Here is a 14,340-nt window from a genome sequence, read left to right as displayed (position 1 = left end):
CAAATTATTGAATCTAGTGTGGTTTACGGATTTGAAGTTCCTAAACGAGGATGCCATGGCAATGATAGGAACTTCAAATCCACCACACTAGTCCGCAAATGCCTCGCTACCGATACGCGACAGCATGATTACCGCCTGCGTACGACTATCGACGCTGAGTTTCTGCAAAACAGCAGACACATGCGCCTTGACGGTTGCCTCCGACACATGGAGCTCATAGGCGATCTGCTTGTTGAGAAGGCCCTCCGCCAGCATGGTCAGAACGCGGGTCTGCTGCGGCGTCAGTGTTCTCAGCCGCCCAATCAATGCCTCTATCTCCGGGTCGCGCGGATGATCGACGTCAACATCTGCAGGTATCCAGATATCACCCGCCAGCACGGCACGCACGGCGTCGCTGATTGTTTCCATGCCTGCCGACTTGGAGATAAACCCGGAAGCACCCAGTTGCACTGCGTGGTGAATGGTTGCCGCATCGTCTGTGGCAGACACGATGACAACCGGAAGCGCGGGTTGCAAAGCTTTCAGCGCCACAAGACCCGACAGCCCTGTCCCGCCGGGCATTGTGAGATCGAGCAGCAGAAGATCGATATCGTCGCGTTCTGCAACAAGCTTTTTGACCGAATCGAAATCGCCGACTTCCACGATTTCAACGTCTCCCGCCTGCCCCGACAAGGCCTGACGCAATGCCCCGCGAAACAGCGGATGATCGTCAGCAATAATGAAATGCATGTGCCTCGCGCGCCATTCTCGTGGTTCCTCCCCGTGCGGTGCATACCCATACTGTTTAGGCTGATTTTGCCGCCGGGCAAAGAAAAATAATGCTCGCAATATTTTTTCACATTTCTTCTTGCCGCCATGTGGCCGCATTGTAGGGTAGAATTTAACATCTGAATTGAGGAAAATATTTCAACAGACGGGTTCAGGAAGGCACTGATGACACGCAATACGCTCTATCCCGAGATCGAACCTTTCGAGCAGGAAATGTTGCAGGTCTCACCGTTGCATCGCATTCATGTCGAGCAATGTGGCAATCCGGAGGGAAAACCTGTCATTATGATCCATGGCGGACCCGGTGGTGGCATAACGCCTGCCATGCGCCGCCTGCACGATCCAGCCCATTATCGGATCATCTTGTTTGACCAGCGCGGATGTGGCCACTCTACGCCCCATGCAGAATTGCGCGAAAACACAACCTGGGATCTCGTGTCCGACATGGAGCAGATCCGTACCCATCTCGGCATTGAAAAATGGCAGGTCTTCGGCGGATCATGGGGATCGACGCTTGGCCTAGCTTATGCGCAGACCCATCCCGATCATGTGTCGGAACTTGTCCTTCGCGGTATCTTCATGTTGCGTCGCTTCGAGATCGACTGGCTTTATACCAATGGCGCCAGCATTCTTTTTCCCGACCATTTCGAAGCCTATCAAAACCATATTCCCGAAGCTGAGCGTGGCGACATGGTGAGCGCCTATTACAAGCGCCTGACCGATCCCGATCCACAGGTGCAGATCGAAGCTGCAAGGCTCTGGGCGCAATGGGAAGGTTCGGTCATTTCGCTGCTTCCCGATCCGGCACGCGTCGCGGCCTTCGGCGAGGATCAATACGCCATCGCTTTTGCGCGTATCGAATGCCACTATTTCCAGAATCGTGGTTTTCTGGAAAGCGACGACCAGCTTTTACGCAACGTCGAGCGCATCCGCCATATTCCGGGCGTGATCGTGCATGGCCGCTATGATGTCTGCACACCGCTTATCAATGCCTGGCAATTGAAGAAATTATGGCCGGAAGCCGATCTCAAAATCGTCGAGGATGCAGGCCATGCCGTCACCGAACCCGGCATCACGCATGAACTGATCGAGGCCACGAAACGGTTTGCTTCCTGATGAAAAGGCACTGATTGGTGCTTTTTTAGGCTGACCTACATCCGACCCGGCACAGCCCCTTCATCGGGCTTTGCTGGCTTATCATCAAAGCTTTTTGCTATATCCATGAAGCGGCGCATGAAACGCTCCATATAACTCATGGATTGCTCGAATTCCTGTTCGCTCGGAAGGTCGGATTTTGATGCGCTGCCACCCTTTTGCAGATCCGTCACGTTTTCTTCGAGTTTTTTAACCCGGTCCTGCAAAGCTGCGATGTCGTTTTCATACGCCTCACGGTCTTCGGTCGCCATCTTGCAGACAAGCTGTGCCTGCTGCTCGGTGCACACAGAGATTGCGCCAGTGCGCGTATCCAGACGCACATAGCCGTTTTCCGTACCTTCAAGGCGATAACGGCCATTTTCCTGAGCACCTGCGCCCGTTGTCCAGCTCAATGCAACCAGCAGCATTCCGCCCGCCATGAGGCCGAATTTCGGGGGATTCTTGCTCGCCATATTCCCAGTCTCCTGTTGCTTCGTACTCACTATATGGCATCTTTGCGACGAAAATCGAACGAACGGCTTTGATTCCTGATAAATTCGGTTTAGAGAGCAGCCATGAGCAACAAGATCATCTATAAGATCGTTCCGCGCGACCTCTGGGCACACGCGCAGAAAAGCGGAAGCTTTACGGGCGCACCAATTGATCTCGCCGATGGCTATATCCATTTTTCCATGGCCGAACAGGTTCGCGAAACCGCCGCGAAACATTTCGCAGGCGAAAGCGATCTCCTGCTTGTGCAGGTGAATACTGCCAGCCTCGCGCCCGATCTTAAATTCGAAGTCTCGCGCGGCGGGGCGCTCTTCCCGCATCTTTATGCCGACCTGCCGCTTTCTGCTGTCGTCCATGTCGCGCCTTTGGCCCTTGGCGACGATGGTCTGCATATTTTCCCGGAGCTTAAAGACCAATGAGCGCATTGTTTGAAACTCTCGGGCGCAGTGCCCTGTTCGCACTTGATGCCGAACAGGCACACGGGCTTTCCATTGCTGGCCTTAAAACCGGCCTTCTCAGCAGCAGCGCGCCCACCGATCCCGCGCTCTGTCTGAAAGTGGCAGGGCTCAAATTTCCCAATCCGCTCGGCATGGCTGCCGGTTACGACAAGAATGGCGAAGTACCCGATGCGGTTTTGAAACTCGGCTTCGGCTTCACGGAAGTCGGCACCGTCACGCCGCGCCCGCAAAGCGGCAATCCACGCCCGCGTGTTTTCCGGCTCGTGGAAGACAATGCGGTTATCAACCGGCTCGGCTTCAACAATGAAGGGCATGAAGCGGTTTTCAAGCGCCTGTCCAATCGCGCAACCAGCGGTATTGTCGGTATAAATATCGGTGCCAACAAGGATAGCGAGGATCGCGTTGCCGATTACGTAGCGGGTATTCGCAAGTTCTACCAGCTTGCACGCTATTTTACCGTCAATGTTTCCTCGCCCAATACGCCGGGCCTCAGAAACCTTCAAGCACGTGAATCCTTACGCGAACTTTTAAGCCGAATTCGTGAAGCGCATCATGAGGAAGGCGGCAAATGCACACTCAAACGCCCGGTGTTTCTGAAGATCGCGCCTGATCTGGACGATGACGAGCTCGATGATATCGCAGCCGAAGCCGTCGCACAGAAACTTGACGGTATCATTGTGTCCAATACGACGCTTTCGCGTGCCGGGCTTAAAAGTCCGAAGCACCAGGAGGAAACGGGCGGCCTGTCCGGCACGCCGTTGTTCGAGCGCTCGACGGTCGTTCTGGCGCGTATGCGCGAACGCGTCGGGGCTGACATGCCACTGATCGGCGCGGGTGGGATTGACAGCACTGACACTGCCCTGACCAAAATCAGGGCAGGTGCCGATCTTGTGCAGCTTTATACTGGTATGATCTATCGCGGCCCCGGCCTTGCCGGCGACATCCTGCGCGGACTGTCTGAAGCAGTAAAGCGCGAAGGGGTTGCTTCCATCGCAGAACTGCGCGACCGCGACACCAAGGACTGGGCATCGCGCGCACTTTCCAACTGATACAAAACGTTTTTTGTTGAGACAGCATTCCGAAAACCGTTTCGCGCTTTTCGGGATGCTTTTTGTCGCTCAATGCGCGGGAATGCGCGCAATGACCTTGATTTCGAAATCAAAACCGGCAAGCCAGTTGACGCCGACAGCCGTCCAGTTCGGATAGGGTTTTTCAGCGAATACACGGCTTTTCACGTCCATGATCGCTGGGAATTGCTTCTCAGGATCTGTGTGGAACGTCGTCACATCGACAATGTCATCAAAGGTGCAATCGGCGGCGGCCAACACGTTGCGCAGATTGGCGAAGGCCAGTTCGACCTGTGCGGCAAAATCCGGCTCGGGCGAACCGTCTTCTCGGCTACCAACCTGCCCTGAAACGAACAGCAGATCGCCAGAGCGAACGGCTGCGGAATAGCCATGCTGTTCGTAAAGCGCGTGCCGATTGGGTGGGAATACGGCCTCACGTGTCATGATGTATCCTTTCTTAGAGTTTTTCGGCTTTGCGGGCCTGTTACAAATTTGATATACGTAGCGTATGTTTAATTCACATACGCTGCGTATGTCAATGGGAAGAGGTTCATGCCCCCGAAACCCCGCGCTCAAACCATGCAGGAAAACCGGCGATTCCTGCTGGCGGCAGCTAGAAAAGCTTTTGCAGACAAAGGCTTTGCCGCATCCTCGATGGATGAGTTAACAGCTGAAGCGGGGCTGACGCGTGGCGCCCTCTACCACAATTTCGGTGACAAGAAGGGCTTGCTTGCCGCAGTCGTAGCGCAGATCGACGGCGAGATGGCAACACATGCAAGAAAGGCTGCCGCGCTTAAAGCGGATCCGTGGGAAGCCTTGATGACGGAAGCAGCGGTCTATATCGAGATGGCACTGGAACCGGAAGTGCAGCGCATTGTTCTGCTAGACGGTCCGGCCTTTTTGGGCGACCCTTCGCAATGGCCGAGCCAGAATGCCTGTCTTGAAATGACCCGTGAAGCCGTAGCAGGTCTGATTGCACAAGGGGTGCTGAAAACCCTTGATATAGACGCTGCCGCACGGCTTTTGAGTGGGGCTGCCTTCGATGCAGCGCTTTGGGTGGCTGCAAGCGACGATCCCAAATCAGCGCTTAAAAAATCTATCGATGTGTTCCGACACCTTGCATCAGGTCTTTTGGCGGAAAAATAGCCGCCATCAAGCAAGTTGCACTGAGCCAGAAAATCCGTACCATTGTCCTATGACACGAGACCAATTATCCGATCTTTATCGCCGCTATATCGAATGTCTCAACCGGCAGGACTGGGAACGACTTCACCAGTTCGTTCATGATGAAGTCGAGCACAACGGAAATGCTTTCGGTCTGAGCGGCTATCGCAAAATGCTGCAAAGCGATTTTCGCGCCATTCCCGATCTCAATTTCAAGGTCGACCTTCTGGTGTCCGATCCGCCGCGTGTTGCAAGCCGACTGCTGTTTGATTGCACGCCCAAAGGCATGCTGTTCGACCTGCCGATCAATGGCAAACGGGTGAAATTCTCTGAAAATGTCTTCTATGAATTTTCCAATAGACGCATTCGCAAAGTATGGTCAATCATCGACAAAACAGCCATCGCGCAGCAGCTTTAAAATTCAACGCCCCAGCATCATCGCCCAGTATATGCGCCTCGACTTGTCTTCGGGCGTTGCCCACGCAAGGCCGTAATGACCAAACGTCGGGTCGAGCATATTCTTGCGGTGGCCTGGCGACTTCATCCACGCATCGAAAACGGCTTGTGTATCCGGTTGCCCGGCAGCAACGTTTTCCGCAGCTGGTCCCCGGATGCCCGCCTTGCGCAGCCGCGCCACAAAACCATTGCCCCAGCCGACACTGTGACCGATCTTTCCAAAACTTGCCATGCGCCGCGCCTGATAAAGTGCTGCCTGTTCCAACCGCGTGTCCGTTGCCATCGGAGACAGTCCATTCGCCTTGCGAATGGCATTGAAAATAACTGTCGGGTCAGTTGTAAAAGTCCGGGCTCCCGCCGCCTGCGAAAGCTCCAACGGCAGCGTCACATAAGCCATAGCGCCGCCCGCCAATACCAGAAACCGACGACGGGAAAGCATAGAATAATCTGTTTTCATGGCGTGAGCGTATCTGCGTTTTGATGTTGCGTTACTTACGGTAACTCAGGATACGGAGCAGAATAAAGGCGGGAATGACCACCGCCGCGCCTAAAATGAGATAGTCAACAAAGCCCGAGATTGCCGAAAAACCCATGTTCCACAAGCGCAGGAAGAAATCGCGAATGCCATAAAAAATGTCATAGGGCGTCCAGTGAAAAGCGCTCATGACCACACCAACAACGAGCGAGATCAGCACCAGCTTGACAATAACGCGTGCTGGCGTATCGCCCAGAAAACGGTTCACACCATCGGCCATGCAAGTCTCTCCCGACTCTCAAATTCACGTGTATTCGCGCAAGACATAAGCTGCCAGCGCTCTATTCGCAAGTTTAAGCCTTAGCGCTGCCTGCGATAATCGCGCGGTGCTTTTTGCTTCTGGCGAGAAAACGAGCGGTTCATGCTACGCGTATCGGTAAAGCCACAGGCCACCGCCACTTCCAGCAGTGAGAGTGTGCTTTCCGCAAGCAGCTCCTTTGCTTTTCTCACTCGCAATTCCTCACGCACTTCGAATGCCGTCCGATCGAGCGCCGTGCGAAAAGCACGCTCCATCTGCCGCACGGAAATGCCTAATCTGCGCGCCACGTCGATCATCGCGACCGGCTCTTCCAGCGTTTCCTCGAAAATACGGATCGCCTTGCGGATCAATGGCGAGCGCACGCCGTTGAAACTGAGTGCGGGCTGCTCGGATCGCACCAGTTCATAAGGGATCAACAAGATCGATGCGCTCTTGCGTGCCAATTCCTCAGAAATCTCGTTCTGGATGATCGAGAGCGCAAGCGACGCCGCGCCCAGACCACCGGCGCACGTATAATGCCGCCCGCTTTTATGAAAAAGGCTGGTCGTGTCAGCGGTGTGGCCGTCAAAAAGTTCGAGGAAGTCATCGCGGTGAAACCAGCTCACGCAGCAGTTGCGATCATCGAGCAGGCCGCCCTCGGCCAGCAGAAAAGCCGCAGTGCATAGGCCCACGACCGTCTGGCCGCGCTTGTCGGCGCGCTTGATGAGGTCGACCAGCGCCTGCTGGCGCGGGCGATATTGCGCAATTAAACCGCCGACCACCGCCACATAATCGCATTCATCGAGTTCGCCGATAGGCACGGTCGGTTCGATCACCATGCCGGAGCTGGAGGTGACGGGATTGCCAGAAAGAGTACAGATTTTCCATGCGCAGCGAATCTGGCGGCTTTTGTCGCGATCATCGGCTGCAAGGCGAAAAGGATCAAGAAACAGGCTTAGCGCGGTCAGTGTAAAGCCTGGCAGCGCGATAATACCAACCGATAGCCGACGTTTTTGATTATCCGCTTCGCGTTCGTGTTCTGGACTCACCAAAGCTCTCCTCCACTTTTGTTATATCTGCGCGGAGGGAGCCGATCCAGTCAACGAAAATGCTTGGAGAGCTTCAATTGCTGCGCCTGATAATTGGAACCAAGATCAATGCCATAGAGCGCCTTGGGGCGATTGAGCATATGTTCGTATATGAGTCTGCCGACAATCTGGCCATGTTCAAGAATGAACGGCACTTCGTGGCTTCTGACTTCCAGCACCGCACGGCTGCCGGTGCCGCCTGCAGCGCTGTGGCCGAAACCGGGATCGAAGAAACCGGCATAATGCACGCGAAACTCACCGACCAGCGGGTCGAAGGGCGTCATCTCAGCGGCATAAAGCGGGGGCACATGCACCGCCTCACGCGAAACCAGAATGTAGAATTCGTCCGGGTCGAGCACCAGTTCGCGTGCACCGCGATCATAGATCGGCTCCCAGAAATCAAGCACGTCATGCGCACCGCGTTTGTCGACATCGACCACGCCGGTGTGATGCTTGCCGCGATAGCCGATCAGCTTGTCCTGCCCCCCAGAAATATTGCCAGCAAGATCAACTGAAAGTGCAATGCCGCCGCCCGAAATATTAGGCTGCTCAGAAGCAACCAGTGTTTCGGCTTCATGCAATGCCCCAAGTTCAGCCTCGTCCAATTGCGCGCGACCTTGACGGAAGCGTATCTGCGACAGCCGTGATCCTGCGCGCGCAACGATGGGGAAAGTCCGCGGGCTGACCTCAAGATAAAGCGGGCCGTTATAGCCCGCCGGCACCTTGTCGAATTCCTGCGCACCATCGACAATCACGCGTGTGAATATGTCGAGCCGCCCGGTTGAGCTTTTCGGGTTGGCGGATGCGGACAGGTCGGGTGCAAGCGCAAGACTTTCCAACAGCGGCACGATATAGACACAACCCGTTTCGAGCACCGCACCGGCGCTCAGATCAATTTCGTGCAGTTTAAGACGTTCAAGCTTATCAATGACCGGGGTGCCGGGACCGGGCATGAAAGAGGCACGCACGCGATAGGCTTTTGTGCCGAGCCGGAGATCAAGGCTCGCGGGCTGTATCTGGTCCGCATCGAGCGGTCGGGCTGTTTTGAGCAAACCGCTTTCAAAGAGGGCTGCAATATCCGCATCCGCCAGAATTCCCGCTTCTCTTTGCGTCATCGACCCGCCACTCCATCACATAGGTATTTCTTGATGAAGACCATTGACCGTTCACAGCCCCGCTGCCAAGCCTTGGACGGCACAGAAACGCGGTTTTCCGCAGGAATCGGCAGTTTTTAATGCGGCCATGCTCACGCTTTTCACGGAAACGCAACAATCCAGCATTGACGACCCTTTGCAACAGGCATAAGAAAAAACAGTTCCGTGGTGATTTGGCCGGCCGGCTTGCAGCCACGTTAAAGAATTCGCTAAAACAGGGCCGCGGTTCGATACCGGCCTTTTGCGCGTTCGCAAGGCCGGTTTTTTTTAAGCATTTCCAGCAAAAGTGCGTAAGCCTTTTGGGTAGGACAATGCGACGAAACGAAGAATGGCCGCCGAGATATGCAACTATCCCGGCCGACCAGCTTTTGACAGGTTGGAAAAATGACGACTGAGAATACCCGCAAATTTCGCCCTGCAACCCAGCTCGTGCATGCCGGATCGCTGCGCTCCAGTTTTGCCGAGATGTCAGAAGCTATGTTCCTGACACAGGGCTTCCTGTATCCAAATGCTGAAGCTGCGGAAGCGCGCTTCAAGGGTGAAAATCCGGGTTTCATCTATTCGCGTTATGCCAACCCGACCACAGATATGTTTGAAAAGCGCATGTGTGCGCTCGAAGACGCTGAAGAAGGTCGCGCCACGACATCAGGCATGGCAGCGGTGGCCGCGGCCATTCTGTGTCAGGTGCAGGCGGGCGATCATGTGATTTCCGCGCGCGCCGTTTTTGGCTCGTGTCGCTACATCGTCGAGACGCTTCTGCCCAGATACGGCGTTGAAATCTCGATTATCGATGGCTCTAAAGTCGAGAACTGGAAAGCGGCTGTTCGTCCCAATACCAAAGTGCTGTTTCTTGAAAGCCCATCAAACCCGACGTTGGAAGTCATCGACATTGCCGCCGTTGCCGACATTGCCAATGAAGCGGGTGCAAAACTCATCGTCGACAATGTTTTCGCCACACCACTTTACCAGAAGCCGCTAGAACTGGGCGCGCATATCGTCATCTATTCGACCACCAAGCATATTGATGGACAAGGGCGTTGCCTTGGCGGCATTGTTTTGTCGGATCGCGAATGGATCGAAGACACGTTTCAGGAGTATTATCGCCATACCGGCCCCGGCATGAGCCCTTTCAATGCATGGATCATGCTCAAAGGTCTTGAAACGCTGGCCGTGCGCGTGCGCCAGCAAACGCAGTCGGCACAAGCACTGGCCGATTATCTTGCAGGCAAGCCCGGCGTGAACAAGGTCATCTATCCGGGCCGGGCCGACCATCCGCAGGCCGATATTATCGCAAAGCAGATGAGTGGTGGTTCGACGCTGATCGCGCTTGAACTTGAAGGCGGAAAGGAAGCCGCGTTCAAATTCGAAAATGCGCTTCAGGTTTTCAGCATTTCCAACAATCTGGGCGATGCCAAGAGCCTGATCACCCATCCCTCCACCACCACGCACAAGAACCTTTCCGATGAGGCTAAGGCGGAGCTTGGCATTTCCGATGGCGTGCTGCGCGTTTCGGTCGGCCTGGAAGATACCGATGATCTGATCGAAGATGTCGAAGCAGCGCTCAAGGCCGCTCGCAGCTAGATCATTCTGTCCAAAATTGCTGTTGCACCATCCCGAAAGTTATTTCTAGACTTTCGGGATTTTTTCGACTGGAGATTGTGACCTTTTAGTTTCAATGCCTGAAAAGAACACCGTATCAGGTCAAACCGTACCACTTCTTTCCGTCCCGGCAGCAGCCTTACGTTGACCTCGTTCGCAACTTTGGCGATAGAGACGTCAGTCGACATGATACGAAGGCAAGGCAATGTACAGGGCGGTCACTTACGGCATCGAAGTCACGGTCGTACCGTTTTATCTCGAAGACGAGTCGGCACCAGAAGATAATCGCTATGTCTGGGGCTACCGGATTACCATTGCCAATAATTCATCGGAAACCATACAGGTTAAAGCGCGTTACTGGCAGATTACCGATGCCAATGGTCGTGTCGAGGAAGTGCGCGGGCGAGGCGTTGTCGGCGAACAACCGGTCCTCGAACCCGGCGACTCATTTCAATATTCTTCGGGCTGTCCTTTGACCACATCGTCTGGCGTGATGGTCGGGCGCTATGAGTTACACACCCCGCAGGGCAAAACATTCGAAGTCGAAATTCCGGCTTTCTCGCTCGATGTGCCGGAACAAAGACGCACGTTGAATTAAAAAAGGCGGTTCGCAGGAACCGCCTTTTTTTAATCCTCTTTTGCAAACGCTGCCGGATCGAAATCATAGCGCGTCGAGCAGAACTCGCATGTCACGACAATGCGCTCATCCTCGATGCTGTCCTTGATCTCCTCAGCGGTAAAACCGGACAAAACATCGGCGATCTTTTCAAGCGAGCACGAGCATTCATCAAGCACCGACACCGATTCATAAACCCGCACACCCCGCTCGTGGAACAGGCGATAAAGGAGCCGTTCGGACCCCACCTGCGGGTCCGTCAGTTCCGAGCTTTCAATGGTGCCCACCAGTGAGCGCGCCTCATCCCAGGCATCGTCCACCGGATGATGTGATGGATCGTTGTCGTCGCCGTCACCGCCCGGCAAATCGGGAATGCGCGCGCGCAATTGCGATTCCGGCAGGAACTGGATGATTAAACCGCCTGCCCGCCATTGCTCGACCGGTTTTCCGTCAGACCCACGCTCGATGAGCTTGGCGACGCTCAGCCTGAGATCGGTCGGGATCTGCTCAGACTGACGAAAATAGGTCGTGGCGATTTCTTCAAGCGTCGAGCCATCCAGGGCAACAATGCCCTGATAGCGCTGCATATAGGCGCCCTGATCCACAGTCAGTGCCAGTGTACCGCGCCCGAGCAATTCTTCGGGCTTGGTTTGGCCCGCAGCGACAGCCTCCTGCAAACGCTCGGCGTCGAAACGCGCATAGGCGCGCATCGAGCGCGGTGTGCGAAAATCGACCACCAGCATATCCACCGGCCCATCGGACTGGGTCTGGAAGATGAACTTGCCCTCGAATTTCAGCGACGTACCAAGCAGCACGGTCAGAACTGTTGCTTCCGCCAGAAGGCGAGCGACTTCTTCCGGGTAGTCGTGTCGCTTCAGAATGGCATCAATGCTGCCCCCAAGCTGAACCGCACGCCCGCGCACGTCGAGACCTTCCACCTGAAAAGGCACGACGGCATCGTCGCCCGCAAAATTGAAATCGCCCAGATTGATCTGGGCGGTTTCGGTTTCAAACTGTTCGCTGCCGCTCTTGTCAGCCACGTTTTTCTCCTTGCAGGCACCAGGCCAGAATAGCTTTCTGGGCGTGGAGCCTGTTTTCCGCTTCGTCGAAAACCACTGATTGCGGCCCGTCGATTACCTCATCTGTCACTTCCTCGCCGCGATGCGCGGGCAGGCAGTGCATGAAAAGCGCCCTTGGATCAGCCTTCGCCATCAAAGTCGCATTGACCTGATAGGGCATGAAGACATTATGACCACGCGCGCGGTCTTCTTGTCCCATGGAAACCCATGTGTCGGTCACGATGCAATCCACTCCCATCGCCGCCTTCTGCGGGTCGGTGGTGGACATGACGTGACCGCCATTGGCCTTAGCCCAGTCAATATAGTGCTGCTTCGGCTCGCTGCCTTCCGGCGTTGCGATATTGACATTGAAATCAAACCGCGCCGCAGCCTCCACGAGAGAATGGAGCACGTTGTTACCGTCCCCCATCCAGGCAAACGTCTTGCCCTCGATAAGCCCGCGATGTTCCTCATATGTAAGAACGTCAGCCATGATTTGACAAGGGTGGGTGTCGTCGGTCAGTGCATTGATGACCGGAACGGTCGCATGTTCGGCCAGCTCCAGCATACGGTCATGTGAGGTGGTGCGGATCATGATCGCATCGACATAGCGCGATAAAACCTTGGCCGTATCGGCGATGGTCTCGCTGCGGCCAAGCTGCATTTCAGATCCGGTCAGCATCAAGGTTTCACCCCCAAGCTGACGCATGCCGACATCGAACGACACACGCGTGCGTGTCGAGGGTTTTTCAAAGATCATCGCCAGCACCTTTCCTGCCAGCGGCTTGTCGCGCTCACCCGCTTTCAACCGCGCCTTGATAGCTTTGGCGTCCTCCATGATGGCGCGCAATTCCGATGCGGGAACCGTGGAAAGGTCGATGAAATGCTTGATAGAATTATTGGTCATGATTTTATGCCGTCTTGCTGCTCGGGTTTGCGACGGAAAGCCGTTCGACGGCAGTCTCGATGCGATTGAGGGCTTCACGCGCCTCTTCAGGCGTGGTGACAAGCGGCGGCAAAAGCCGCACGACATTGTCCCCGGCGCCAACGCTCAACAGATGCTCGTCACGCAACGCCTGAATGAGCATCGCATTGGGTACAACGCATTTGACACCGATCAGCAGGCCATGGGCACGGATTTCCCCAACCACATTGGGATAGCGGTCAGCAATCGAGGCAAGCCCCTGTTTAAGTACCAATGCGGTATCGCGTACCATCTCCATAAAGCCGTCGCTCAAAACGACATCCAGAACGGCGTTGCCAACTGCCATGGCCAGCGGATTACCGCCATAGGTGGTGCCATGCACACCGGCAGTCATGCCCTTGGCAGCCTCAGCCGTGGCAAGACAGGCGCCCATTGGAAAACCACCGCCGATGCCCTTAGCGACCGCCATGATGTCAGGGGTAACACCTGACCATTCATGCGCAAAAAACCTGCCCGTACGTCCGACACCGGTCTGCACCTCATCGAAAATCAGCAAAAGCCCTTCATCGTCGCAGATTTTGCGAATAAGACGCAAAAACTCTTCCGGGAAAGCGCGCAAGCCGCCCTCACCCTGAATGGGCTCAAGCAGGATTGCTGCCGTTTCATCGGTGATGGCGGCTCTAAGCGCTGCTTCATCGCCAAAGACCACCTGATCAAAACCCTCGACCTTGGGTCCAAAGCCTTCGAGATATTTTTCCTGCCCACCGGCAGCGATGGTCGCAAGCGTGCGGCCATGGAACGCGCCTTCAAAGGTGATGATGCGGAAACGCTCAGGATTGCCATCCATGTAATGATAACGCCGTGCGGTCTTGATCGCGCATTCAAGCGCTTCAGCGCCAGAATTGGTGAAAAAAACCTTGTCGGCAAATGTATTGTCGACAAGACGCTGGCCGAGTGTCTGCTGCCCTTGTATCTCATAGAGGTTCGACAGGTGCCAGAGCTTTCCCGCCTGCTCCTGCAAGGTTTCGACCAGATGCGGATGGGAATGGCCGAGCGAATTGACGGCAATGCCTGCAGCGAAATCGAGATAGCGTTCACCCGTCTCGGTGATCAGCCAGATGCCTTCCCCTCGCTCGAAGCGCAGGGCCGCACGATTATAAGTGTCGTAGAGCGGTTGCACGTTCGTCGCGTTGGTCGTTGCACTGGTCATTGCGCTCAGGCCTCCATAAGCCCTTCCAAAAGACTGCCGGTCCGGCCCATCCAGACCGCAAACAGCCAATATTGTCTCGATGTTCCAGCCTGCGATTGAAAACAGTTGCAGGTCCGGGACCGGTCGACTGTGGACATGGCCACACACTCTTCCGGCTGAAATAAAAAGCCGCCCTCGGGGCGGCATATTTATCGCTGGCGTATATTGGAGGTTATGGGCCAAAAGTCAATCAAACAAGAGCGCCAAAAAAGCGTCATTGCAAGGGACATATCCGCATGAAACCAAGCCATTTAGGCTCCCAAAAACAAGGCGACAGCGAGCATTGCTCTGACAATTTTCGTGAAGCATCACCACCTGCCC

General features: G+C 55.2%; 17 protein-coding genes and 1 riboswitch. Of the genes, 7 read left to right on the top strand and 10 right to left on the bottom strand.

Annotation, left to right across the window (positions count from 1 at the left end):
• Positions 1-87: 87 nt before the first annotated feature.
• Positions 88-729 (bottom strand): response regulator transcription factor, encoded by a 642-nt coding sequence (locus AAIB41_RS00325; protein ID WP_343313565.1) that lies wholly within the window; start codon positions 727-729, stop codon positions 88-90.
• A gap of 204 nt (positions 730-933) precedes the next feature.
• On the opposite strand from AAIB41_RS00325, the gene pip reads away from it, so the two are divergent.
• Entirely contained in the window at positions 934-1,884 is a 951-nt protein-coding gene (gene pip / locus AAIB41_RS00320) for a prolyl aminopeptidase (RefSeq protein ID WP_343313564.1), read from the top strand.
• Positions 1,885-1,919: 35 nt separating this feature from the next.
• Here the strand turns inward: pip and AAIB41_RS00315 are convergent, their stop codons facing one another.
• Positions 1,920-2,342 carry a hypothetical protein gene (locus AAIB41_RS00315; protein ID WP_343314756.1) on the bottom strand — a complete coding sequence of 141 codons (423 nt, stop codon included), beginning with the start codon at positions 2,340-2,342 and terminating at the stop codon, positions 1,920-1,922.
• Positions 2,343-2,477: 135 nt separating this feature from the next.
• On the opposite strand from AAIB41_RS00315, the gene AAIB41_RS00310 reads away from it, so the two are divergent.
• Both AAIB41_RS00310 and AAIB41_RS00305 read left to right on the top strand, forming a co-directional pair.
• Positions 2,478-2,831 carry a DUF952 domain-containing protein gene (locus AAIB41_RS00310; protein ID WP_343313562.1) on the top strand — a complete coding sequence of 118 codons (354 nt, stop codon included), beginning with the start codon at positions 2,478-2,480 and terminating at the stop codon, positions 2,829-2,831.
• Positions 2,828-3,919: a quinone-dependent dihydroorotate dehydrogenase gene (locus AAIB41_RS00305; RefSeq protein WP_343313560.1), complete on the top strand. Its 1,092-nt coding sequence runs from the start codon at positions 2,828-2,830 to the stop codon at positions 3,917-3,919. The genes AAIB41_RS00310 and AAIB41_RS00305 overlap by 4 nt, the downstream gene beginning before the upstream one ends.
• 69 nt (positions 3,920-3,988) lie before the next feature.
• Here AAIB41_RS00305 and AAIB41_RS00300 read toward each other — a convergent pair whose 3' ends face one another.
• Positions 3,989-4,384 (bottom strand): RidA family protein, encoded by a 396-nt coding sequence (locus AAIB41_RS00300; RefSeq protein ID WP_343314755.1) that lies wholly within the window; start codon positions 4,382-4,384, stop codon positions 3,989-3,991.
• Positions 4,385-4,489: 105 nt separating this feature from the next.
• On the opposite strand from AAIB41_RS00300, the gene AAIB41_RS00295 reads away from it, so the two are divergent.
• On the top strand, positions 4,490-5,083 hold the full coding sequence (locus AAIB41_RS00295; protein ID WP_343313558.1) for a TetR/AcrR family transcriptional regulator: 594 nt from the start codon (positions 4,490-4,492) through the stop codon (positions 5,081-5,083).
• Positions 5,084-5,132: 49 nt separating this feature from the next.
• A complete protein-coding gene (locus AAIB41_RS00290) occupies positions 5,133-5,519 on the top strand; it encodes an ester cyclase (RefSeq protein ID WP_343313556.1) in 387 nt (128 codons plus the stop codon).
• Positions 5,520-5,522: 3 nt separating this feature from the next.
• On the opposite strand, the gene AAIB41_RS00285 is transcribed toward AAIB41_RS00290, so the two are convergent.
• The 4 genes from AAIB41_RS00285 to AAIB41_RS00270 form a co-directional block, all read right to left on the bottom strand.
• Positions 5,523-6,014 (bottom strand): CAP domain-containing protein, encoded by a 492-nt coding sequence (locus AAIB41_RS00285; protein WP_343313554.1) that lies wholly within the window; start codon positions 6,012-6,014, stop codon positions 5,523-5,525.
• 31 nt (positions 6,015-6,045) lie between these two features.
• Complete coding sequence (locus tag AAIB41_RS00280; protein ID WP_343313553.1) at positions 6,046-6,312, bottom strand: DUF6460 domain-containing protein; 267 nt, start codon at positions 6,310-6,312, stop codon at positions 6,046-6,048.
• 80 nt (positions 6,313-6,392) lie between these two features.
• Entirely contained in the window at positions 6,393-7,379 is a 987-nt protein-coding gene (locus tag AAIB41_RS00275; RefSeq protein ID WP_343313551.1) for a GlxA family transcriptional regulator, read from the bottom strand.
• 50 nt (positions 7,380-7,429) lie between these two features.
• Complete coding sequence (locus tag AAIB41_RS00270; RefSeq protein WP_343313550.1) at positions 7,430-8,533, bottom strand: 2'-deoxycytidine 5'-triphosphate deaminase; 1,104 nt, start codon at positions 8,531-8,533, stop codon at positions 7,430-7,432.
• A 194-nt stretch (positions 8,534-8,727) separates the two neighbouring features.
• Positions 8,728-8,808, top strand: a riboswitch (SAM riboswitch).
• A gap of 148 nt (positions 8,809-8,956) precedes the next feature.
• Here AAIB41_RS00270 and AAIB41_RS00265 point away from each other — a divergent pair.
• Positions 8,957-10,153 carry an O-succinylhomoserine sulfhydrylase gene (locus AAIB41_RS00265; protein WP_343313548.1) on the top strand — a complete coding sequence of 399 codons (1,197 nt, stop codon included), beginning with the start codon at positions 8,957-8,959 and terminating at the stop codon, positions 10,151-10,153.
• A 223-nt stretch (positions 10,154-10,376) separates the two neighbouring features.
• On the top strand, positions 10,377-10,769 hold the full coding sequence (gene apaG, locus AAIB41_RS00260; RefSeq protein ID WP_343313546.1) for a Co2+/Mg2+ efflux protein ApaG: 393 nt from the start codon (positions 10,377-10,379) through the stop codon (positions 10,767-10,769).
• Between the two features lie 29 nt (positions 10,770-10,798).
• On the opposite strand, the gene AAIB41_RS00255 is transcribed toward apaG, so the two are convergent.
• Genes AAIB41_RS00255 through AAIB41_RS00245 form a run of 3 tightly spaced genes read right to left on the bottom strand, consistent with a single transcriptional unit; the run spans position 10,799 to position 13,980 of the window.
• The gene (locus AAIB41_RS00255) at positions 10,799-11,827 is read right to left on the bottom strand and encodes an Hsp33 family molecular chaperone (RefSeq protein ID WP_343313544.1); all 1,029 of its coding nucleotides are present in this window, start codon (positions 11,825-11,827) and stop codon (positions 10,799-10,801) included.
• Positions 11,820-12,755 (bottom strand): ornithine carbamoyltransferase, encoded by a 936-nt coding sequence (gene argF / locus AAIB41_RS00250; protein ID WP_343314754.1) that lies wholly within the window; start codon positions 12,753-12,755, stop codon positions 11,820-11,822. Before argF ends, AAIB41_RS00255 begins: the two co-directional genes overlap by 8 nt.
• A gap of 1 nt (position 12,756) precedes the next feature.
• Complete coding sequence (locus tag AAIB41_RS00245; RefSeq protein WP_343313542.1) at positions 12,757-13,980, bottom strand: aspartate aminotransferase family protein; 1,224 nt, start codon at positions 13,978-13,980, stop codon at positions 12,757-12,759.
• Positions 13,981-14,340: the final 360 nt, after the last annotated feature.

The organism is Brucella sp. BE17, assembly GCF_039545455.1.
In the GTDB taxonomy this organism is placed as follows: domain Bacteria; phylum Pseudomonadota; class Alphaproteobacteria; order Rhizobiales; family Rhizobiaceae; genus Brucella.
Note: the sequence above shows the minus strand (reverse complement) of the source record. Positions and strands in the feature narration are given on the sequence as shown.

What these genes read in the sequence shown, in the direction of transcription:
- AAIB41_RS00325 (WP_343313565.1), bottom strand. Translation starts at nt 729, where the DNA reads ATGCATTTCATTATTGCTGACGATCATCCGCTGTTTCGCGGGGCATTG.
- pip (WP_343313564.1), top strand. Translation starts at nt 934, where the DNA reads ATGACACGCAATACGCTCTATCCCGAGATCGAACCTTTCGAGCAGGAA.
- AAIB41_RS00315 (WP_343314756.1), bottom strand. Translation starts at nt 2,342, where the DNA reads ATGGCGGGCGGAATGCTGCTGGTTGCATTGAGCTGGACAACGGGCGCA.
- AAIB41_RS00310 (WP_343313562.1), top strand. Translation starts at nt 2,478, where the DNA reads ATGAGCAACAAGATCATCTATAAGATCGTTCCGCGCGACCTCTGGGCA.
- AAIB41_RS00305 (WP_343313560.1), top strand. Translation starts at nt 2,828, where the DNA reads ATGAGCGCATTGTTTGAAACTCTCGGGCGCAGTGCCCTGTTCGCACTT.
- AAIB41_RS00295 (WP_343313558.1), top strand. Translation starts at nt 4,490, where the DNA reads ATGCCCCCGAAACCCCGCGCTCAAACCATGCAGGAAAACCGGCGATTC.
- AAIB41_RS00290 (WP_343313556.1), top strand. Translation starts at nt 5,133, where the DNA reads ATGACACGAGACCAATTATCCGATCTTTATCGCCGCTATATCGAATGT.
- AAIB41_RS00285 (WP_343313554.1), bottom strand. Translation starts at nt 6,014, where the DNA reads ATGAAAACAGATTATTCTATGCTTTCCCGTCGTCGGTTTCTGGTATTG.
- AAIB41_RS00280 (WP_343313553.1), bottom strand. Translation starts at nt 6,312, where the DNA reads ATGGCCGATGGTGTGAACCGTTTTCTGGGCGATACGCCAGCACGCGTT.
- AAIB41_RS00270 (WP_343313550.1), bottom strand. Translation starts at nt 8,533, where the DNA reads ATGACGCAAAGAGAAGCGGGAATTCTGGCGGATGCGGATATTGCAGCC.
- AAIB41_RS00265 (WP_343313548.1), top strand. Translation starts at nt 8,957, where the DNA reads ATGACGACTGAGAATACCCGCAAATTTCGCCCTGCAACCCAGCTCGTG.
- apaG (WP_343313546.1), top strand. Translation starts at nt 10,377, where the DNA reads ATGTACAGGGCGGTCACTTACGGCATCGAAGTCACGGTCGTACCGTTT.
- AAIB41_RS00245 (WP_343313542.1), bottom strand. Translation starts at nt 13,980, where the DNA reads ATGACCAGTGCAACGACCAACGCGACGAACGTGCAACCGCTCTACGAC.